Genomic DNA, 20,119 nt, shown 5'->3' on the forward strand with positions numbered 1-20,119 from the left:
GCGCCAGCGCGCCGGGCCCCCTGCCTTAGTTGCCAATCCCATCGCCTTCAGCCGACGATGCGCAGGTTCGACAATTCGTTGGCGATTTCCTTGAAATTGTCGGACAGCGTCGCGCCGGTTGCATTCCAGAACAGCTTGGCAGGCTTGCTCGGGTCGGCCGAATCCTTGCGGAAGCGCGAATCCGACGAACACGCCTTCAGCGCATCGATTGCCTTCTTGTCGCTGGCATCTGTGGGCGACAGGTCGAGCGCCACCGTCATCACCAGAACGTTCGAATTCTTTGCATTGGCGCAGAGCGTTTTCATCTGCTCGTCGAGTGCTGCCGTGTAGTTGGCACCGGTATAGGTGGTCTTGCCGATATCGGTGCTGGTATTCATGAACAGGCGGGTTACGCTTCCAGATCCCGGATAGGTCAGCCCAGTGTAGCCGTAGGCGGCGTAGGTCGACCTGTTGTTGGCGTAGCTGCCGTCGCTGACGGCACTATAAGTATTGGCTCCGTCGGTCAGCACCACGACCACCTTGTCGTTGCCCCTCTCGCTGTTCGGCCGACCATCGGTGAACGGTGGGTTGCTCGATACAGTTCGCCAGCCCCAGGCAAGGCCCTCCGGCACGTTGGTGTTGCCGTTCGGCGCCATGGCGTCGATGGCGTCCTTGATCTCCTGCTTCTCTGCGTCCTGGCTGACGTCCTTCAACGGCGTGATCGGGTTGGTGGTGCAGGAGGAATTCGGCCCATCGCCCGCGGCTGCGGATTGCGAACCGTATGGTTTTACCAGGAAATATTTGCGCATGTCAGACTGGCGCTGGGAAGCGGTAGGACCGGCGACATAGGGCCAATCGGCCCACCAGTTGTTGCCGTAATTGTAGGACGTGCTGATGACGTCGTTGATGCCGTCACGGTTGAAATCGAGCCACAGAGTGCCAGCCTCATCCGGGGCGAACATCGGCACGAAAAGCGTGGCCGGCGCGGCTGTATCGGGCGTGGTGTCGTCGACATTGTAGGGATATGGCCGTGCTTCGACGCAACCTTGCCAGCTCGCATAGCGGCTTGTGGTGTAGATATATTCCGGTGCGCTCCAGTGGCCGTACTGGCAGGTGCCGTTCTTCTTGTATGTGTCGCAGACATATTGCTTCGAATTGGGTACCTCTTCGCGGCCCGATTCGACCGTCATGTCGGCGTAGAGGCTGAAACGCGTCAGCGGCTGGTCCTTGGTCTCGCCCCAGCCGGTGCCGCGCTTGTACCAGACGCCGTTGAGCTTCTCGGCATATTTGTCCGGATTGTTGGCGGCACTCATCGTCGTCCAGTCGAAATCCTCGTGCTGGATCGGGGAGATGCCGTCCTGATCCATCCAGCTGTCCTGGTCGTGGGTAGGGCCGACATTGACCGAGGCCGCAAACGGCACGAGAGAAAACTGCACCGGTTTGGTGATCTGCTTCATCTGCTGCGCCTGAAGCGCCAGCGTATCGACAAGCTGCTTGGCGGCCGACTTCAGCAGGTCTATTCGCTTCTCGCCGGTGCCGGAGCCGAGATCGCTCATCGAGCCGGAATTATCCAGCACAAGCGCGACTTCGAGGGTGTTCTTGAGGCGGAGTTCCGAACATTCGGTGAAGGTCGTGTCGCTTGCCGTGCCGCCGATCAGCAGGCTGGCGGCCGGTAGAAAATAGGGGTGGAAGGTGAGGCCGGCGCAGAGCTTCAAGGTGCCGCCGCCGGCATTGTTGTTGGGCAGCGTGACGGTCAGCGCTGTGTTCGCCGGGTCGATACGTGCGAGATTGGTTTCGAAAAATGTCTTGGCGTAGGCCTTGACGTCGTCGTCGCTGGCGCCGGCAACGATCTGCTGGGCGGCGGCGAGGCCGGCCGCATCAAGTGCGTTCAGCGTTTCGTGCTTTTGGCGCAGCAACTCCCCGTAATCGACACTGAGCGCCAACCCGCCCATCAGCGGTACAATGGTGATTGCGGTCATTAAGGAGTAGTTGCCACGTCTGTCGCGTCGGAAATTTCCGATCATTGCCTTCAGCATTCCCGCCCGCCCTGTTTTTTTCCGGACGATGCCACGCATTTTTAAATTTCCGATTGCTAAAATACGTTCAAGGTCGGCACGGTTTTTCAATGCCCGTTAACCACACGTCCGCAATCGGCAATGCTGCTCCGCGGCAAAGCCCCATAAGGCTCTGAAAAAGAAGGCTTTCGCCATCACGTCCTCGCCGGCGTCCCCGGGCGGCAATCTTGCGGGCACAACGAAAGCTGGTGACAGAGCGAAGCGCTTCGGTTAATCCGGGCCGGCCGCTACGGACCGTCGGTCGCGGCGCTTGCAAGCATCATGGTACAGGGACAACGGCATGGCGGATTCGCCCGACATCATCGGTTCGCTCGCAGACCTGTCGGGAGCCTATTCAGCCATCCTGTGCGACGTCTGGGGCGTGGTGCACAATGGCGAATGGCATTTCCCGGCGGCGGCTGCCGCGCTGATCGCTGCTCGCGCGGCGAAAATACCTGTCGTGCTGATCACCAATTCGCCGCGTCGCAGCGCCGACGTGGTGGCACAGATGAACGCCATCGGCGTTCCGCCCGCCGCCTACGACCGTGTCGTGACGTCCGGCGACGTTACCCGCGACCTGATCGCCGAAGGGCCGCGAAAGATCTTCCACATAGGCGCCGATCGGGATTTCACGCTCTATGAGGGCCTCGACGTCGAACTCGTCGAGGAGTTCGAAGCATCCGGCGTGGTCTGCACCGGCCTGTTCGACGACGAGGTGGAGAAGCCGGAAGATTATGCCGATCTTCTGCAGAGGCTGCGTGCCAGGAACCTGCCCTTCATTTGCGCCAATCCCGACATCGTCGTCGAGCGCGGCGAACGCATGATCTGGTGCGCAGGCGCTTTGGCCCGCGAATACGCACAGCTTGGCGGACGCACGCTGATCGCCGGCAAACCCTACGCGCCGGTCTATGACGTCGCCATGAAGGAGATCGCCGTCATTCTCGGCCGCCGGGTCGAGCGTTCGCAAGTTCTGGCCATCGGCGACGGCATGATGACCGACATCAAGGGCGCGGCCGACAATGGCTTCGACGTGCTCTACGTATCGGGCGGCATCCATGCCCGCGATTACGGTGAGACGCTGCAGCCGGATCCGGCCAGGCTCGCGGCCTTCCTGGAAAAATATGGCTACAGGCCGGTCGCGGTGATTCCCAGGCTGCAATAGGTTCAAGCCATGACGGCCATGTTCGAACGCATTTCCGCAACCGCACCGCTGCCGGCCCATCTGCGCGGCGGCGTGGTGGCTATCGGCAATTTCGACGGCGTCCACCGCGGCCACCAGGCGGTGCTCGAACGCGCGCGCGCCGAAGCGGAGCGTCGCGGCGTACCCGCCCTGGTGCTGACCTTCGTACCGCATCCGCGAAAGGTGTTTAGGCCGGACATGCCGTTGTTCGTGCTGACGCCGCCGCCGATGAAGGCGCGGCTGTTGTCGCATCTGGGCTTTGCGGCGCTGGTCGAACAGCCGTTCACACGCGAGTTCGCCTCCTTGTCGGCGGAGGCCTTCGTCACCGGCGTGCTCGAGCGCAACCTCGGCATAAGCCACGCCGTTACCGGCTTCGATTTCCATTTCGGCAAGGACCGCCAGGGCGGTCCGGCCTATCTGATGGCTGCCGGCGAGCGCCACGGCTTCGGCGTCACGCTGGTGGATGCGTTTCGCGACGAAAGCGCCGAGGTGGTGTCGTCGAGCCGCATACGCACGCTGCTGTGCGAGGGCAATGTGGCCGAGGCCGCCGGCTTGCTCGGCTACCGTTTCACCGTCCAGGCGGAGGTGATCGGCGGCCAGCAGCTCGGCCGGACACTCGGCTTTCCGACCGCAAACATGAGGCTTTCGCCGGAAGCCACCCTCAAGGAAGGGATTTATGCCGTCCGCTTCCGCCGCGCCGACGGTTCGCTACATGATGGCGTCGCCAGCTTCGGCCGCCGGCCGACGGTCGACGACAGTGGCGCGCCGCTGCTGGAGACCTTCGTCTTTGACTTTTCCGGCGACCTCTATGGAGAGATTTGTGCCGTGTCCTTCTTCGGCTACCTGCGCTCGGAGGTGAAGTTCGATGGGCTTGACGCGCTGGTCGCCCAGATGAAGCGTGACGAGGCCGAGGCGAAGGCACTGCTCGCCGGCGTCAGGCCGCTTTCCGGGCTGGACGCGGCCATAGCTTTTTAGAGCATGGTCCCGAACTGAAGGTCAGCGAAGCAAAAACTGGGAACCGGTTTTCCGATTAAGATCATGCTCAACCAGAATTTATCTCTTCAGTGCCAAGCCAAGGGCGATGAAGGTCCAGCCCTGGAAGATCAGGTCGACGGCCAGGAACAGGCCGAGCACCCACACGCTGTTGACCGGCCAGCCCATGGCGATGACCAGTCCCGCCAGTGCGCTGATGATGCCGGCCGCGACCACCCAGCCCCAGCCCGGCTGCGGCCGGTGGCTGTAGCCTACCCAGGCCCTGAGCACGCCTGAAGCAAGCAGCGCGACCGCCAGGAGGAAGGTCAGCACCGTCGAGGCGAGGACCGGATTGTCGAAGGCGAAGAAGCCGGCGACGGCGTAGAGGAGGCCGCTGAGCAGCCAATAGAAGAAGCGGCCCCATGTCTTCACGCCGAAGGCATGGATAATCTCAACAATGCCGGCCATCAGCATCAGCCAGCCCACGACAAAGACGGAGGCGACGGTTGCGATGAACAGATTGCCGAAGGCGATGCCGCCGAAGACAAGCAGCAGCACCCCGAGCGCCACGAACCACCCCCATTTCGCCCGCGTCTGGCCAATGGCGTCTTTCATGGCATCGCTGTGCACGGTCATTGCCCTTCTCCCTCAAGGTTGCCTAGCTTCTTTGTTCCGGAAGGTAGCGCCGATCGCCTTGCCCGTCCAGCGAGCAGGCTGTGAGCGCCACACTCCCGAGCGATCCGCTAGACCTCCGTTTTTGACCCGAAGCGGCCAAATACCAGATGGAATAATTCGATCATGTGGGGGGTGAGCCAGTGCTAAAAGATAACAAGCGGGTTTACGGGCGACCCGTCGTCCCGTGTATTCGCCGCGGCGCAAGTGTAACGAAAATTCCCAGTGCTGGCATTGGCCCTTTATACGATGACGTGTGCTGCTGCTATATGCCGTTTTCTACGCTTGATGAGGCTAGGGAAGCAAAATGAGCGATGCGGACGAACACCTCGATCTGACGGAGATCAACGCCGTCCGCAGGTTGTTGACCTCAAAGCCTCGAACGGTCCGCTGGGACGAACGCCGGGCACGGCTCGACGAAGTCGGTTCGGTGTGGCCAGTCGCGGAGGACATCCGATGCGAGCATGTGGTTTTCGATGGCCTCGCGGGCGAGTGGTCCCTGGCGCCTGGGAGTGACAGGGATAAGGTTCTGCTCTTTTTCCACGGTGGTGGCTACTGCTCCGGCTCCCTTAAAAGTCATCGTCGAATGGTTACCGAGGCAGGTCGGGCAATGGGAATACGCACCCTCGCGATCGACTATCGCCGCGCACCGGAACATCCTTTCCCTGCGCAACATGAAGACGCACTCACCGCATGGCGCTTTCTGAGCCGGCAAGGCATCGCGTCGGATCGCATCGTGGTTGGCGGAGACAGTGCGGGCGGCAACCTCACTCTGTGCCTGGTCAGTATATTGCGCACGGCAGGCGAGCCGTTGCCGCGATGTCTTTGGCTGGTTTCGCCTTGGACGGACCTTTCGATGTCCGGCGCGACACTATCAACCAAGGACGCAATCGACCCTATCATCCACCGGGCGTATTTGGAGGAACTGGCAACGGCCTATGTTCCCAATGGCGTTGGTCGGCGCGATCCGCTGATCTCGCCTTTGTTCGCCGATCTGAGCGGATTTCCCCCAATGCTGATACAAGCCGGTTCGGCCGAGACGCTGTTGTCGGACGCAACTCGGCTCGCCGAAGCCGCTGGCGCGGCTGACGTTAAAGTAGGTCTCGAAATTTGGCCTCATATGATTCACGCTTGGCCGGTTTGGAATGCGGGGTTGAGCGCCGGTCGCCGCGCTCTTCACAGCGCAGGCATGTTTGTCCGCGAATGTTTGTAACCCCTGCCGAGGCAACTGCTATCGTATTCCAAACACTTGATCTGGAATCTTGGTGCGCCAAACAATCGACTGCAACGCGGAACAGGCCGGCCAACGCTGCCAATGTTGCGGATATTAAGTCAAATTTTACCGAACTGGCGCCATGGCTTCAGTCAAGGCTGGTTGTATCGGCCAATGCGTTCGACGTATGGAGTAACGATGCGGTCTGTCCCGACGATCTTGGCCGCATTCATGCTCGGCACCTGCGGCGTTGCCAAGGCCGGCGAGGGAACCTTCGGCTGGCTGTCCGGAGACTGGTACCTGACGGTCGGCGCCACCGGCATGGTTGCCCCGAATTTCGAGGGCGGCAAGAAGTACCTGCTCAGTGCCTCGCCGATCATCTCGCTCGGCAAGGCTGGTCCCGCGGCGCGCTTCACCTCGCGCAACGACAATATCTCATTGGCATTGATCGACGATGGCGGCGTCCGCGCCGGCCTGACAGGCAAGTTCCTGTTTTCCCGCGACGGTGGTGACGCCGACGAATTGAAGGGTCTCGACCCGGTGCACTGGGGCGGCGAGGCTGGCGGCTTCTTCGAATTCTATCCTTTGGATTGGCTGCGTGCCCGCGCCGAATTGCGGCACGGCATTCGCGCCCATAACGGCTTTGTCGCCGACATCGCCGCCGACGCCTTTTACGATGTGACGTCCGACGTTAGGATTTCGGCCGGACCGCGCGTTTCGTTCGCCTCATCGGACTATTTCGACGCCTATTACGGCGTTGATGCCAAGGAGTCCCTGGCCTCGGGACTTAGCGAATATCATCCCGGCGGCGGGGTGAAGTCGGCGGGCCTGGGCGGCGCGGTGACCTGGAAGGTGACCGAGCCGATGACGGCCAGTCTGTTCGGCGAATATTCCCGCCTGATGGGCCCGGCCGCCGATTCCAGCCTGGTCAAGGAGCGCGGCTCCAGGGATCAGTTCATGATCGGCGTGTCGACGACCTATCGCTTCGATTTTTCGATGTGATGTCTACCCCAGCAATCGGGTATCGATAGGATGCGTTGTGACCTCAACGATGTGGATGCCGTCGCGCGCCAGCAAATCTGGGTTGAAGAGATAGTTCCTTGTAAACGGGACGATCACACAGGGGACTTCCATAACGGCGTGCTTGGCTGTGGCGATAAAATCCGTGCCGAGCCGCTGCGTCGTGGCTGTATCGTGCTTCCAGTCATCAGATAATTCCAGAGATGCAACGGTAACGCCGTCCGGCACTTCGATTTCCAGAAGCTGATAGGTCTGGGGCAGGTCTTCCGCGTCCACATGCACCAGAATTTCGAGAAGCGCTGTAGCTGGATGATCGGCGCAGTAGACGATCGGTGTCCCCATGACATGCCAACGGCCGGCGCTGACCATGCCACCGGCGCCGGAGAGATCGGCGTAGCTGGAAATGCGCCACAGCCGCATATGTGTTAGGCGAGAATGCCGTAATCGATGCGATGGAGCTCTTCTTCCACCAGGACGGCACCCGTCTCGGACTGCAAGAGGTTGATCGGTATCTCGTTGAGCACTCTGCTGCGCTTGCGCAACCAACGCTGCGCCTTTTCATGACTGCCGAAAACCCGGTCCGCCATCGCTGAAACCCGCTCAAGTCGCTGGACGCGGTCGGATTCGGTGATCGTCAGAGTCTCGTTTCGCTCTTTACGACGCGCCAGGGTCCGTCGCGGGCCGACGATCTTGTAGATTTCATCACTACTGAAGCCCCGTTGACGGAGCCCTTCGACCCTGGTGACATGAACGAGAAACCGTTCCGTCGCGGTATCGGGAATTGCGGCGTCGGCGGGATCGGCTTCTGGGCGAACCTTGCTATGCAGACTAGACATGAGCTGGCTCCGCTGCCACTTGCCCCTAGACATAGGCGCAAGTGGCACATCATGCAAGGAAAACCACGACAACAAACTAACGACCATGATGCCCCGACAGGAAACCGCCGAGAGTTCGGGCTTTTCAACATCGCCTGTGTCGGTTAAAAGCCCAGCCATGACGAGCTTTTCGCGCCTTCTCGCGACTGCGATACGAATTACAGGCCCGGTGTTCCGGGCGGCCTGACCGCCGCCGGAGCCGCCGGGAATCTTGCGCGCGGCCTCTCGCGCTTTTTCCAGATCATGATAGTTCAACGCCCGGGCTCTTTTGCCGCCGGCAACGCATATGGCAGACGAATGACTGATACCGAGACCGCCGAGACGATCGATTATTCCAAAACGCTCTACCTGCCGCAGACGGATTTCCCGATGCGCGCCGGGTTGCCGGAAAAGGAACCGCTGCTGGTCAAGCGCTGGCAGGACATGGACCTTTACCGCAAGTTGCGCGAAGACGCAGTCGGCCGCGAAAAATACGTGCTGCACGACGGCCCGCCCTACGCCAATGGCAACATCCATATCGGCCACGCGCTGAACAAGATCCTCAAGGACGTCATCACCCGCTCGTTCCAGATGCGCGGCTATGACTCGAACTATGTACCCGGTTGGGATTGCCACGGCCTGCCGATCGAATGGAAGATCGAGGAGCAGTACCGCGCCAAGGGCAAGAACAAAGACGAGGTGCCGGTCAACGAGTTCCGGCAGGAATGCCGTGAGTTTGCGGCGCACTGGATCAACGTGCAGGGTTCCGAATTCCAGCGGCTCGGCGTCGTCGGCGACTTCGACAATCCCTATACGACGATGGCTTTCCATGCCGAGGCGCGCATCGCCGGCGAGCTGCTGAAATTCGCAATGTCCGGCCAGCTCTATCGCGGCTCCAAGCCGGTGATGTGGAGCGTGGTCGAGCGCACCGCGCTGGCCGAGGCGGAGGTCGAATACCAGGACTATGAGTCGGACACGATCTGGGCGAAGTTTCCGGTCGTCAGCCTCGCTCGCCAGGTCATCAACATCGAGGATGGGCAGCCAGCCCTGGACCCCAAGCTGACGCAGACGTCGCTCGATCTGCTTGATGCCAACGTCGTCATCTGGACGACGACGCCGTGGACAATCCCCGGCAACCGCGCCGTCAACTACTCGCCGCGCATCAACTATGGTCTCTACGAGGTTACGGCGGCCGAGAACGCCTTTGGTCCTCAGCCCGGCGAAAAGCTGATCTTTGCCGAGAAACTTGCGGACGACGCTGCCGCGAAGGCCAAGGTCACTCTGAATCGGCTTCGCAGCGTTGGCGCCGAAGAGATTGAAAACCTTACGCTTTCGCATCCCCTCAAAGCTCTGGGCGGCGGCTACGATTTTCCCGTGCCGATGCTCGCCGGCGATCACGTCACCGACGATGCCGGCACCGGTTTCGTCCACACCGCGCCGGGGCATGGCCGCGAAGACTTCGACGCCTGGATGGATGCTGCCTCTGATCTTCGCCAGCGTGGCATCGACACCGCGATCCCCTTCACCGTCGACGATGCCGGCTTCTTCACCAAGGACGCGCCGGGCTTCGGCCCGGACCGCGAGGGTGGAGCGGCGCGCGTCATCGACGACAATGGCAAGAAGGGCAACGCCAACCAGGCTGTCATCGACGAGCTGATCAAGCGCAACGCGCTGTTCGCGCGCGGCCGCCTGAAGCACTCCTATCCGCATTCCTGGCGCTCGAAGAAGCCGATCATCTTCCGCAACACGCCGCAATGGTTCGTCTATATGGACAAGGAGCTTGGCGACGGCACGACGCTGCGCAGCCGCGCCCTGAAAGCCATCGACGATACCCGCTTCGTGCCCGCCGCCGGCCAGAACCGCATCCGCGCCATGATCGAGGAGCGCCCCGACTGGGTGCTGTCGCGCCAGCGCGCCTGGGGCGTGCCGATCGCCGTCTTTGCCGATGCCGACGGCAATGTGCTGCGCGACGAGGCAGTCAACCAGCGCATCATGGACGCCTTCGAGAAAGAAGGCGCCGACGCCTGGTTCGCCGCCGGCGCCAAGGAGCGGTTCCTCGGCAATCACGATGCCTCGAAATGGCAGCAGGTCATGGACATCCTCGATGTCTGGTTCGATTCAGGCTCGACGCATGCCTTCACGCTTGAGGACCGGCCCGACCTGAAATGGCCGGCCGACGTCTATCTCGAAGGCTCCGATCAGCATCGCGGCTGGTTCCACTCCTCGCTGCTCGAAAGCTGCGGCACCAGGGGCAGGGCGCCCTACGACACCGTCGTCACCCATGGCTTCACCATGGATGAGGAGGGGCGGAAAATGTCGAAGTCGCTCGGCAACACCGTCGTGCCGCAGGACGTCATCAGGCAGTCCGGCGCCGACATCTTGCGGCTGTGGGTGGTGACGACCGATTATTGGGAAGACCAGCGGCTCGGCAAGAACGTGCTGCAGACCAATATCGACGCCTACCGCAAGCTGCGCAACACCATCCGCTGGATGCTGGGCACGCTCGCCCACGACGATGGCGAGGAGGTGCCGCTGGATAAGATGCCTGAACTGGAGCGGCTGATGCTGCACCGGCTCGCTGAGCTCGATGAGGTCGTACGCTCGGGCTACGACGCGTTCGAATTCAAGCGCATCACCCGCGCGCTGCTCGACTTCATGGTGGTAGAGCTGTCGGCCTTCTATTTCGACATCCGCAAGGATGCGCTTTACTGCGAAGCGCCTTCCAGCGTGAAGCGCAAGGCTTCCGTGCAGGTGGTGCGCCATCTCTTCGACTGCCTGGTGAAATGGCTGGCGCCGATGCTGCCCTTCACCATGGAAGAGGCTTGGCTCGACCGTCATCCGGATGCGGTCTCCCTGCATCTCGACCAGTTCCCGGAGATCCCGGCGGACTGGAAGAACGAGGCGCTGGCGGAGAAGTGGCGCAAGGTGCGGCAGGTTCGCCGTGTCGTCACCGGCGCGCTGGAAATCGCCCGCGCGCAGAAGGTCATCGGCTCTTCGCTGGAGGCGGTGCCGGTCGTCACCCTCGACGACGCCGCGCTCGAAGCGGCGATTGCCGATGTCGATATGGCCGAGATGGCGATCACCAGCGATCTGGTAATCGTGCACGGCAAGGCGTCGGCGGGCAGCTTTACCCTCGACGACGTCAAAGGCGTCGCCGTGGTCGTCGAGAAGGCGGAGGACCGTGGTCTGGTGAAGTGCGCGCGCTCCTGGCGCTACACCGCCGATGTCGGCTCAGATCCGGAATTCCCGGATGTTTCGGCCCGTGACGCCGCTGTTCTGCATGAGCTGAAGGCTTTGAGCCGTCTTTAAGGCGGTGCACAAATGCCACGGCGGGCGGCCGATCGGCCCCCGCGCGTTGCCCTTAACGAGTGGTTGAGGTAAACACGCGAAACTCCGGACGACAAATTGTCGCCGGAATTCCGTCGGAAGAGCATAGGCGATGGGGACCGGACCTTTCTTTGGCCGGCGGCAATCGAGAGGCTGTCTACAGTGGGACTTTTTGGCATGACCGAGAGAACTTACGCGCGCGTTGCGCTGCTGGCGCCGCTTGTCGTATCGGGCCTCGCTTTGTCCGGCTGCATGGGCTCGCCCACTTACGGGACCGACAAGACCGCGGGCGCGCAGCTTGCCGGCGACCTCACCGGGGCTTTTTCCTTCGCACCCAAGCGCAAGGATAGTATCGACTACAAGCCGCGTCCCACGCTGGTGAAGCCAGGTCCGGGGCAGAAGGAAGTCTTGCCGCCGCCGCAGGAAAGCATCGAGACGGCAAGCGCCGAATGGCCCGAATCGCCGGAGCAGCGCCGTGCCCGCCTGCGCGCCGATGCCACCCTGCATCAGGACGACCCGGCCTACCAGGCGCAGGTCATCGATGACGTGCAGACGGATCCGGCGTCGGTCAAGGCCGCGCTGAAGCAGTCGGGCTCGAGCCACCCGCCAGCCTGGACTCCGGCCGATTCGGACAAGAGCCGCGCCGCGGAAATCATGCGCCGCCGGGCTGAAGGCAAACAGGGCGACCCGACCACCCGCAGATATCTGAGCGAGCCGCCGGTGCAATACCGCGCTGCCGCCGCCACCGCGCCGCAGGGTGACCTCGGCGAGGACGAGTACAAGAAGGAACGCCGCCTCAAGAGGGAGGCGGCCGCCAAGAGTAAGAGCGGCGGCATGTTCGACTGGCTGCCCTGGTAGGCTGACGGCGCCAGAGACGTTCTTGCCCTGGATTGGCTGGCTGGATTGGCTGACTTGGATTTGGACCGTCTGCCGGACCAGAAAATCAGGGTCCGCGTCGCTCTCGAAAAAAGTCCTTCAGCAATGCTGCTGCTGCGTTCTCGGCCATGCCCGGATAGATGTCGGGCACATGGTGGCAGGTCGGTGACGTGAAGAAGCGAACGCCGTTGACCACTGCGCCGCCCTTCTCGTCGGCAGCGCCGAAATAAAGCCGGCGCAGCCTGGCGAAGGAGATGGCGCCGGCACACATGGCGCACGGCTCCAGCGTCACATAGAGATCGTGGCCGCTGAGCCGCTCGCTGCAAAGCTTGCGGCAGGCCTCGCGGATCGCCAGCATCTCGGCATGGGCGGTGGGATCGGCAAACTCGCGGGTGCGGTTGCCGGCACTCGCAACGACCGTATCGCCGCCGACGACGACCGCGCCAACCGGCACCTCGCCACGCTGGGCGGCGGCTTCGGCTTCTTTCAGCGCCAGGGCCATGAAATCCTGCCGCTTCACGCGGTTTCCATTCCGATTATCTCCTCGCCACTAGAGCGCGATCCTGTTACTACCCGCGCAAACGAGCAAAGGCCACATGGACGACAAAAACAAGAAATTCCCGCGCAAGGCCGGCCCGAAGCCGGCGGGGCCGCGTGGTCGCGATGGCGCTCCCGGCAAGGGCGGCAAGCCACCCTTCGGCGCCAAAAAACCTTACGCTCCGCGCGGCGACCGGCCGGCGGCGGCCGAAGGCGAACGGCCGAAGCGCGACTTCAAAGGCGGCGACAGGCCGTTCAGCAAAGGGCCGCGTCCGGAAGGCAAGCCTTATGAACAGCGCGAGGGTCCACGCAAGCCTTATGCGCCGCGCGGCGACCGGCCGGCAGCTGCCGAAGGCGAGCGGCCGAAGCGCGACTTCAAAGGCGGCGACAGGCCGTTCAGCAAAGGGCCGCGTCCGGAGGGCACGCCTTATGAAAAGCGCGAAGGTCCGCGCAAGCCTTACGCACCGCGCGGCGACCGGCCGGCAGCTGCCGAAGGCGAGCGCGGCGAGAGGCGCTTCGACCGTCCCAAGCGTGATTTTGGCGGCGATCGACCGCAAGGGGCACAAAGGGCACAGGCGGCATCGGAAGGCGGCTTCAAGCCGCGCCCGCGTCGCGTCGAGGCAACGGAAGAAGCCGGCGAACGCATTGCCAAGCGGCTGGCGCGTGCCGGCCTGGCCTCGCGCCGCGACGCCGAGGAACTGATTGCGGCCGGCCGCGTCAAGGTCAATGGCAAGGTGTTGTCCTCGCCGGCCTTCAACGTCATGCCCGGCGACATCATCCATCTCGACGGCATGGAGATCCCGCCGATCGAGCGCACCAGGCTGTTCCTGTTCCACAAGCCGGCCGGCGTGGTCACGACAAACCGCGATCCCGAAGGCCGCAAGACCGTCTTCGACGTGCTGCCGCCCGGGCTGCCGCGGCTGATGACCATCGGCCGGCTCGACATCAACACCGAAGGCCTGCTGCTGCTCACCAATGATGGCGGCCTGTCGCGCGTGCTCGAACTGCCGGCGACCGGCTGGTTGCGACGCTACCGCGTGCGCGTCCACGGCAAGGTCGAGGAAAGCGCGCTTGCCGGCCTGCGCGAAGGCATTGCCGTCGACGGCGTCTTTTACGGCGCCATCGAAGCGACGCTCGACCGCGAGCAGGGCTCGAACGCCTGGCTGACACTCGGCCTGCGCGAAGGCAAGAACCGCGAGGTCAGGAACATCCTGGGCGCGCTCGGTCTCGACGTGACGCGGCTGATCCGTATTTCCTACGGGCCGTTCCAGCTCGACGATTTACCGGAAGGCCATGTGCTGGAGATCAAGGGCCGCGTGCTGCGCGACCAGCTCGGCGAGCGCCTGGTCGAAGAGTCCGGCGCCAATTTCGATGCCGATATCGCCAAGCCGTTTTCCAACAAGCCGGTCAGGCGTGAGCGCGAGGAGGAGCCCGAGCGGCCGAAATTCACCCGCGACGGCGAACGCCGGCCGATCGGCGAGGGCGGCCTGATCAAGAACCGCAAGCGGCGCGAGGGCAGCCGCGACGAAGCGCTCGGCAAGCTGTCGACAAGCCCTGACAGGAGCTTTGGGCCAAAAAAGAGCTTTGGCGAGCGTGGCCCCAGACCTGAACGCAGCGACTTCGGGGACAAACCCCGTGGCGACAAGCCTCGTGGCGGCTTCGGTGGGAAAAAATCCGAACGCGAGCAGCGGCCGATCGAGCCGCCGGGCCAGCGCAAGGCCAATGTCTGGATGGCGCCGGGCGCACGGCCGATCGGCAAGGGCAGAGCGGAGGCAGACGCCGCCAAGGCGGCAGAAAACAAGGCGCGCAAGGCATCGTTCAAGCCGTCTTACGGCAAGCCCGGCGGCAAGCCGCAAGGCGGCGGTGCAAAGCCGTTCGGCAAACCGCGCGGCGAGCGCCCGGATGGCGGTGGCGACCGGCCGCGCGGCGGCCCGAAAGGAAGCAATGCGGATCGTCGGCGGTGAGTTTCGCGGGCGTCCGCTGGCGACGCCCCGCACCTTTGCCATCCGCCCGACCACCGACCGCACGCGTGAGGCGGTCTTCAACGTGCTGGCGCATCGCTTTCCCGAAAGACTGGACGGCGCGCGCGTGCTCGACCTGTTCGCCGGCACCGGCGCGCTCGGCCTCGAAGCGCTGTCGCGCGGCGCCTCCTACGCTGTCTTCATCGAGGAATCCGCCGAAGGGCGCGGCCTGATCCGCACCAATGTCGAGGCCTTCGGCCTCACCGGCCGCACCAAGATTTTCCGCCGCGACGCGACGGGCTTGGGCGAGGCGGGCACCATCGCCGCATTCGGCCTGGTCTTTGCCGATCCGCCCTATGGCAAAGGCCTTGGCGAACGCGCCTTGCGCTCGGCCAAAGCAGGCGGCTGGCTCGCCCCCGGCGCGCTATGCGTCGTCGAGGAAGCGGCGGCGGCGCCGTTCGAGGCAGGGCCGGGCTTTTCGGTTGTCGACGAGCGCAACTATGGCGAGACGGTCATCCGGTTCATCGAGGCCGCCTGAGTTCGGCTTCCACGATGGCGCCTTCAAAATGACGAACAATTCGCTTTGCCTCGACCAGCAACCCCGCCTATCGTCCCACTACAAACCGGAGCCATCTATGACATTTCAGGCTGAATGGCTGCGCGGAACGCTCTTGGGACTGGCTCTGGTGATGGCCGCGCCGGCTCTGGCGGATAACAATCCTGACGATGGCGTCGTGACCGATTTCCTGCTCGACAACGGCATGGAGGTCGTCGTCATCCCCGATCACCGCGCCCCCATCGTCACCCATATGGTCTGGTACAAGATCGGCAGCGCCGACGAGCCGCCGGGCAAGTCCGGCATTGCCCATTTCTTCGAGCATCTGATGTTCAAGGCGACCAGCAACCATGCGGCGGGCGAGCTCGACCGTGCCGTCGCCGCCATCGGCGGCTCGGACAACGCCTTCACCTCCTACGACTACACGGCCTTTCACGAGACGGTGGTGCCTCAGGCGCTCGGTGAGATGATGGGCTTCGAGGCCGACCGCATGCGCAATCTCATCCTCAACGACGACGTCATCAAAACCGAGCGCGACGTCATCCTCGAGGAGCGCCGCTCGCGCATCGATAGCAATCCGCAGGCGGTGCTCGACGAGGAGATCGACGCCACGCTGTGGCAGAACCAGCCGTACCGCATTCCGGTCATCGGCTGGATGCAGGAGATGGAGAAGCTGAACCGCACCGACGCGATGGCCTTCTACAACAAATATTATACACCCAATAACGCCGTGCTGGTGGTGGCCGGCGATGTCGAGCCGGAAACGGTCAAGGCGCTGGCCGAAAAGACCTATAGCAAGGTCGCGCGCGGCCCGGATCTGCCTCCGCGCATCCGCCCGGTCGAGCCGGAGCAGAACACCAGGCGCACGGTGACGCTGACCGACGGGCGCGTCAGCGTGCCGAGCTTTACCACGCAATGGGTGGTTCCGTCCTATCACACGGCAAAGCCCGGCGAAGCCGAAGCGCTCGACGTGCTGTCCGAAATCCTCGGCGGCGGCAACCGCAGCCGGCTCTACCAGGAGCTTGTCGTCAGGCAAGGCATCGCCGCCGAGGCCGGCGCCTTCTTCCAGGGCACCATGCTCGACGACACCAATTTCACCGTCTACGGCGCGCCGCGCGGCGATGCCAAGCTTGCCGACATCGAGGCCGCGGTCGACGCCGAGATCGCCCGCATCGCGAAAGACGGCGTCACCAGCGACGAGCTGGAAAAATCCAAGGACCGTTTCGTACGCTCGATGATCTTTGCCCGCGACAAGCAGGAGGACATGGCCAACATCTACGGCTCGACGCTCGCCACAGGCGGTAACGTCCAGAACGTCCAGCAATGGCCGGACCGCATCCGCAAGGTCACTGCCGACCAGGTCAAGGCGGTCGCTGCCCGCTATCTCAATCTCGACCACGCAACGACCGGCTATCTTCTGCCGCAAACCCAAGCTGGGAATTGATTTGATGATGAGCCAGCATGGTCCTGCTCTGCCTTCTCCCCTCGTGGGCTCCTCCCCTTCTTCCCTTGTGGGAGAACGGAAGCGCCCGCACGCCGGCTCTCTTCTAGCAACCCTGTTCCTCTCCCTTCTCTTTGTCATCCTGCCGGCGCTTTCCGCTCGCGCCGCCATGAACATCCAGGAGGTGACCTCGTCGAAGGGCATTGCCGCCTGGCTGGTGGAGGATTATTCGGTGCCGATCGTCGCCATCCGCTTCGTCTTCGATGGCGGCGCGACGCAGGATCCGCCCGGCAAGGAAGGGCTTGCCAATCTGATGAGCGGCCTGTTCGACGAAGGTGCCGGCAACCTCGACAGCGAGGCCTTCCAGATCAAGCTTGACGATGTCGGCGCCGAGATGAGCTTCGATGCGCAGCGCGACGGCATCTACGGCTTGATGCGCATGCTGGCCGAGCAGCGCGACGGCGCCTTCGACCTGTTGCGGGTGGCGGTCAACCAGCCGCGCTTCGACCAGGTGCCGATCGACCGCATCCGCGCGCAAATCCTGTCCGGCATCATCGCCAACGAGCGCGATCCCGATACGCTCGCCCAACGCAAATGGCTGGACGCGATCTACGGCAGGCATCCCTATGCGCGGCCCGACCAGGGCACCAGGCAAAGCATCGCGACGATCACGCCGGCCGATCTCAGCGCCTTCCACAAGGCAAGTTTCGCCCGTGACGGCCTGCATGTCGCGGTGGTCGGCGCCATCGACGCCGAGACGCTGAAGCAGAAGCTCGACCTGGTGTTCGGCAGCCTGCCGGAAAAGCAGGCGCTTACGCCCGTTCCCGACATCGACCTGAAGCTCGGCCAGCAGCTCGAGGTCGTTTACGACCAGCCGCAGGCCTCGCTGCAACTCGCCTATCCCGGCGTGAAGCGGAATGCGCCGGATTTCTTCGCCGCGGTGCTGATGAACGAGATCCTCGGCGGCGGCACCTTCACCTCGCGGCTGTTCGACGAGGTGCGCGAGAAGCGCGGCTTGGCCTACAGCGTCAGCTCCGACCTCGTCGACCACCAGCATTCCGAGGCGCTGTCCATCACCACCTCGACCCGCGCCGATAGGGCGGCCGAGACGCTGGCCGTGGTGCGCGATGTGGTCAAGCGCATGGCCGAGGAGGGGCCGACCGAAGCCGAGCTGGCGGCGACCAAGAAATACATGATCGGCGCCTATGCCATCAACAATCTGAATTCCTCCGGCGCGATCGCCTCAACGCTGCTCGAGATCCAGCTCGGCAAGCTCGGCATCGACTACATGCAGCGCCGCGCCGCCCTGATAAACGCGGTGACGCTGGACCAGGTGAAAGCGGTGGCGAAAAAGCTGCTCTCCGCCGAGCCGGCCGTCATGGTGGTCGGGCCGAAGCTCGGCGCGGCCAACAAGGGATGAGCCCTAGCTTCGGCATCGCCTTTGGCGGCGGCGGGGCGCGTGGGCTGGCGCATATCCATGTCATCGAGGCGCTGGACGAGCTGGGCATAAGGCCGGCAGCAATCGCCGGCTCGTCGATCGGCGCCATCATGGGCGCCGGCATGGCCTCGGGCATGACCGGCAAGGACATCCACGACTATACGCGCTCGATCCTCGGCCGCCGCGCCGAAGTGGCGACGCGCATGTGGCGGGCGCGGCCCGGCACTTTTGCCGAAGCGTTGCAGGGCGGCTTGCGGGTCAGCCAGTTCAATGTCGAGCGCATCCTCAAGGCGTTCCTGCCCGACGCCATTCCCGAAACCTTCGCCGAATTGAAGATGCCGCTGAAGGTGACGGCAACGGACTTTTATGGCCACCAGCTCGCCGTGTTCGACGAAGGCGAGCTGCATTCGGCGCTGGCCGCCTCGGCGGCGATCCCGGCGGTGTTCCGTCCGGTGATGCGCGACGGCAGGCTGCTGATCGACGGCGGCATCTACAATCCCGTGCCGTTCGACCTGATCGAGCTCGACGCCGACATCATCATCGCCGTCGACGTGGTCGGCGCGCCAACCGAGGCCGGCCGCAAATTTCCGACCTCCGTCGACCTGATGTTCGGCGCCACGCAGCTGATGATGCAGTCGATCATCGCCAGCAAGCTGAACCAGAGCCGGCCCGACATATTGATCAGGCCGGCCGTTTCGAAATACCGGGTGCTCGATTTCATGAAGGTCGAGGCGCTGATGGCCGAGACGGTGGCGATCAAGGACGAGCTGAAGCGCGAGATCGAGAAGGCGGTCGAGGCCCGGGCCAAGGCCGAAGCCAGCAAGCGCACGAACCGTCTCGGCGGATGACAGCCATCAGTCGTCGGGCGTCAGCGCCCGCTGGACCATGAGCGTGTCGAAATCAGGCGGGCAGGGGCGGTAAGTTTGGGCGAGGCGCCCTTGGCCGAGACGGGCGAGCTTTGCGCGCCGAAAGCCGAAGCTGCGATCTCCCCCTCAAGGGAGGAGATTGGCGCCCATCTCAGCCCCACTTCATCTCGCCGGTGGCAACCTTGGAGCCGATGTCGAGCGCGACGCCCATGCCGAGGCCGGGGAAGCGGGCTTCCATGGCGCTCTTCAGCGCGGCAGCGTCCTTGGCCTTGGCCAATTCTTCCTCGAAGGCGACGAGATAGGTTTTGGTGTGCTCGACGCCCGAAAGGTCCGTAGCGGCCTCAGGCGTCATGTGCCCGGGCACGACGATTGCCGGCTTGCGCGCCGCGATCTTTTCGAGATTGGCGAGCCAGGCGGCGCGCAGTTCCCTGGTCGGCGTGTCGGCGGTCCAGACATGCACCCCGGCAAAGATCATCACCCCGCCGAACACCGCATTCAGCGACGGCACGAAGAGATAGCGCCGGTTGGTGAGGCCTTCCGCGGCGACGATCTCGATGGTCTCGCCATCGACGCTGAGCGTCTTGCCGTCGAATGCTTCGGGGATGACGACGTCGGCTAGCGCCTGCGGGCCATTCTCCTTGAGCTGCGGCCCCCAGACGGCGAGCTTCTTTTCGACATTGCCGTTGATGGCGGCCACCGTCTCGGCTGCGGCGATCACCCGTGCCTGCGGGAACGCCTGCTTGATCGGCTTGAGGCCGAAATAATAGTCCGGGTCGGACTGGCTGACATAGATGGTGGTGAGCGTCTTGCCGGTCGCCTTGATCGCCTCGGCCACGGCCCGGCCGTCGGGGTAAGTGAAACCGCCATCGATCAGCACGGCTTCGGCGGCGCCGGAGACCAGCACCGGGGCGCGGAAGAAGCCGTTTTGCCCGGCGGGGAAATGTTTCCAGGAAAGCCCGCCGGCCGCATGGCCAAGCCCGGCGGGAGCAAAGACCGCGGCAGCGCCGGCGGCGAGGGTGGTTTTCATGATGCTTCTCCGTGTGAACATGGATGTCTCCTGGGATCCGGAATTCGGCGGCCTCGATGCCCGCAAGATGGCAAAAGCGGAATGCGTATTGAAGGCCGACAAAATAGACGTAATGTATGCCATTGCCTGACAATGAGACTGCCTCT

18 protein-coding genes are annotated in these 20,119 nt (G+C 63.5%); 12 read left to right on the top strand and 6 right to left on the bottom strand.

The genetic code is table 11. The features are described from left to right. Positions 1-47: 47 nt before the first annotated feature. A complete protein-coding gene (locus NKJ28_RS17625) occupies positions 48-2,003 on the bottom strand; it encodes a pilus assembly protein (RefSeq protein ID WP_023674337.1) in 1,956 nt (651 codons plus the stop codon). Between the two features lie 331 nt (positions 2,004-2,334). Between NKJ28_RS17625 and NKJ28_RS17630 the strand changes: the two genes are divergently transcribed. Beyond that, a complete protein-coding gene (locus tag NKJ28_RS17630) occupies positions 2,335-3,195 on the top strand; it encodes a TIGR01459 family HAD-type hydrolase (protein ID WP_023674338.1) in 861 nt (286 codons plus the stop codon). Between the two features lie 9 nt (positions 3,196-3,204). After that, a complete protein-coding gene (locus tag NKJ28_RS17635; protein ID WP_023674339.1) occupies positions 3,205-4,188 on the top strand; it encodes a bifunctional riboflavin kinase/FAD synthetase in 984 nt (327 codons plus the stop codon). A gap of 78 nt (positions 4,189-4,266) precedes the next feature. Here the strand turns inward: NKJ28_RS17635 and NKJ28_RS17640 are convergent, their stop codons facing one another. Next, positions 4,267-4,821 carry an HdeD family acid-resistance protein gene (locus NKJ28_RS17640; protein ID WP_023674340.1) on the bottom strand — a complete coding sequence of 185 codons (555 nt, stop codon included), beginning with the start codon at positions 4,819-4,821 and terminating at the stop codon, positions 4,267-4,269. Positions 4,822-5,164: 343 nt separating this feature from the next. Here NKJ28_RS17640 and NKJ28_RS17645 point away from each other — a divergent pair, with 343 nt between their 5' ends. Then, the gene (locus NKJ28_RS17645) at positions 5,165-6,070 is read left to right on the top strand and encodes an alpha/beta hydrolase (RefSeq protein WP_031211148.1); all 906 of its coding nucleotides are present in this window, start codon (positions 5,165-5,167) and stop codon (positions 6,068-6,070) included. 198 nt (positions 6,071-6,268) lie between these two features. After that, positions 6,269-7,072 (top strand): MipA/OmpV family protein, encoded by an 804-nt coding sequence (locus NKJ28_RS17650; protein ID WP_023674342.1) that lies wholly within the window; start codon positions 6,269-6,271, stop codon positions 7,070-7,072. Between the two features lie 3 nt (positions 7,073-7,075). Here NKJ28_RS17650 and NKJ28_RS17655 read toward each other — a convergent pair whose 3' ends face one another. Further along, on the bottom strand, positions 7,076-7,510 hold the full coding sequence (locus NKJ28_RS17655) for an RES family NAD+ phosphorylase (protein WP_023674343.1): 435 nt from the start codon (positions 7,508-7,510) through the stop codon (positions 7,076-7,078). Between the two features lie 5 nt (positions 7,511-7,515). Then, positions 7,516-8,220 (bottom strand): Xre family toxin-antitoxin system antitoxin, encoded by a 705-nt coding sequence (locus NKJ28_RS17660; RefSeq protein WP_023674344.1) that lies wholly within the window; start codon positions 8,218-8,220, stop codon positions 7,516-7,518. A gap of 42 nt (positions 8,221-8,262) precedes the next feature. On the opposite strand from NKJ28_RS17660, the gene ileS reads away from it, so the two are divergent. Both ileS and NKJ28_RS17670 read left to right on the top strand, forming a co-directional pair. Then, on the top strand, positions 8,263-11,253 hold the full coding sequence (gene ileS, locus NKJ28_RS17665; protein WP_352636560.1) for an isoleucine--tRNA ligase: 2,991 nt from the start codon (positions 8,263-8,265) through the stop codon (positions 11,251-11,253). A 195-nt stretch (positions 11,254-11,448) separates the two neighbouring features. Continuing rightward, positions 11,449-12,129, top strand: a complete 681-nt coding sequence (locus NKJ28_RS17670; protein ID WP_352458053.1) for a hypothetical protein — start codon at positions 11,449-11,451, stop codon at positions 12,127-12,129. Positions 12,130-12,214: 85 nt separating this feature from the next. Here NKJ28_RS17670 and NKJ28_RS17675 read toward each other — a convergent pair whose 3' ends face one another. Then, complete coding sequence (locus NKJ28_RS17675) at positions 12,215-12,667, bottom strand: nucleoside deaminase (protein WP_352636561.1); 453 nt, start codon at positions 12,665-12,667, stop codon at positions 12,215-12,217. Between the two features lie 76 nt (positions 12,668-12,743). On the opposite strand from NKJ28_RS17675, the gene NKJ28_RS17680 reads away from it, so the two are divergent. From NKJ28_RS17680 to NKJ28_RS17700, 5 genes are all read left to right on the top strand, one after another. Then, positions 12,744-14,648: a pseudouridine synthase gene (locus NKJ28_RS17680; protein WP_352636562.1), complete on the top strand. Its 1,905-nt coding sequence runs from the start codon at positions 12,744-12,746 to the stop codon at positions 14,646-14,648. Next, the gene (gene rsmD / locus NKJ28_RS17685; protein WP_352636563.1) at positions 14,629-15,183 is read left to right on the top strand and encodes a 16S rRNA (guanine(966)-N(2))-methyltransferase RsmD; all 555 of its coding nucleotides are present in this window, start codon (positions 14,629-14,631) and stop codon (positions 15,181-15,183) included. Before NKJ28_RS17680 ends, rsmD begins: the two co-directional genes overlap by 20 nt. A 97-nt stretch (positions 15,184-15,280) precedes the next feature. Further along, the gene (locus tag NKJ28_RS17690) at positions 15,281-16,645 is read left to right on the top strand and encodes a M16 family metallopeptidase (RefSeq protein ID WP_352636564.1); all 1,365 of its coding nucleotides are present in this window, start codon (positions 15,281-15,283) and stop codon (positions 16,643-16,645) included. Positions 16,646-16,811: 166 nt separating this feature from the next. Beyond that, the gene (locus NKJ28_RS17695) at positions 16,812-18,062 is read left to right on the top strand and encodes a M16 family metallopeptidase (protein WP_502898243.1); all 1,251 of its coding nucleotides are present in this window, start codon (positions 16,812-16,814) and stop codon (positions 18,060-18,062) included. Continuing rightward, positions 18,059-18,928: a patatin-like phospholipase family protein gene (locus NKJ28_RS17700; RefSeq protein ID WP_352636566.1), complete on the top strand. Its 870-nt coding sequence runs from the start codon at positions 18,059-18,061 to the stop codon at positions 18,926-18,928. The genes NKJ28_RS17695 and NKJ28_RS17700 overlap by 4 nt, the downstream gene beginning before the upstream one ends. 169 nt (positions 18,929-19,097) lie before the next feature. Here the strand turns inward: NKJ28_RS17700 and NKJ28_RS17705 are convergent, their stop codons facing one another. After that, the gene (locus NKJ28_RS17705) at positions 19,098-19,994 is read right to left on the bottom strand and encodes an MBL fold metallo-hydrolase (RefSeq protein WP_352636567.1); all 897 of its coding nucleotides are present in this window, start codon (positions 19,992-19,994) and stop codon (positions 19,098-19,100) included. Here NKJ28_RS17705 and NKJ28_RS17710 point away from each other — a divergent pair. Continuing rightward, positions 19,972-20,103, top strand: a complete 132-nt coding sequence (locus NKJ28_RS17710) for a hypothetical protein (RefSeq protein WP_023674354.1) — start codon at positions 19,972-19,974, stop codon at positions 20,101-20,103. The two genes, NKJ28_RS17705 and NKJ28_RS17710, sit on opposite strands and share 23 nt — an antisense overlap. The last annotated feature ends 16 nt before the right edge of the window (positions 20,104-20,119 follow it).

This window comes from Mesorhizobium sp. M0145 (assembly GCF_040322355.1).
GTDB lineage: Bacteria > Pseudomonadota > Alphaproteobacteria > Rhizobiales > Rhizobiaceae > Mesorhizobium.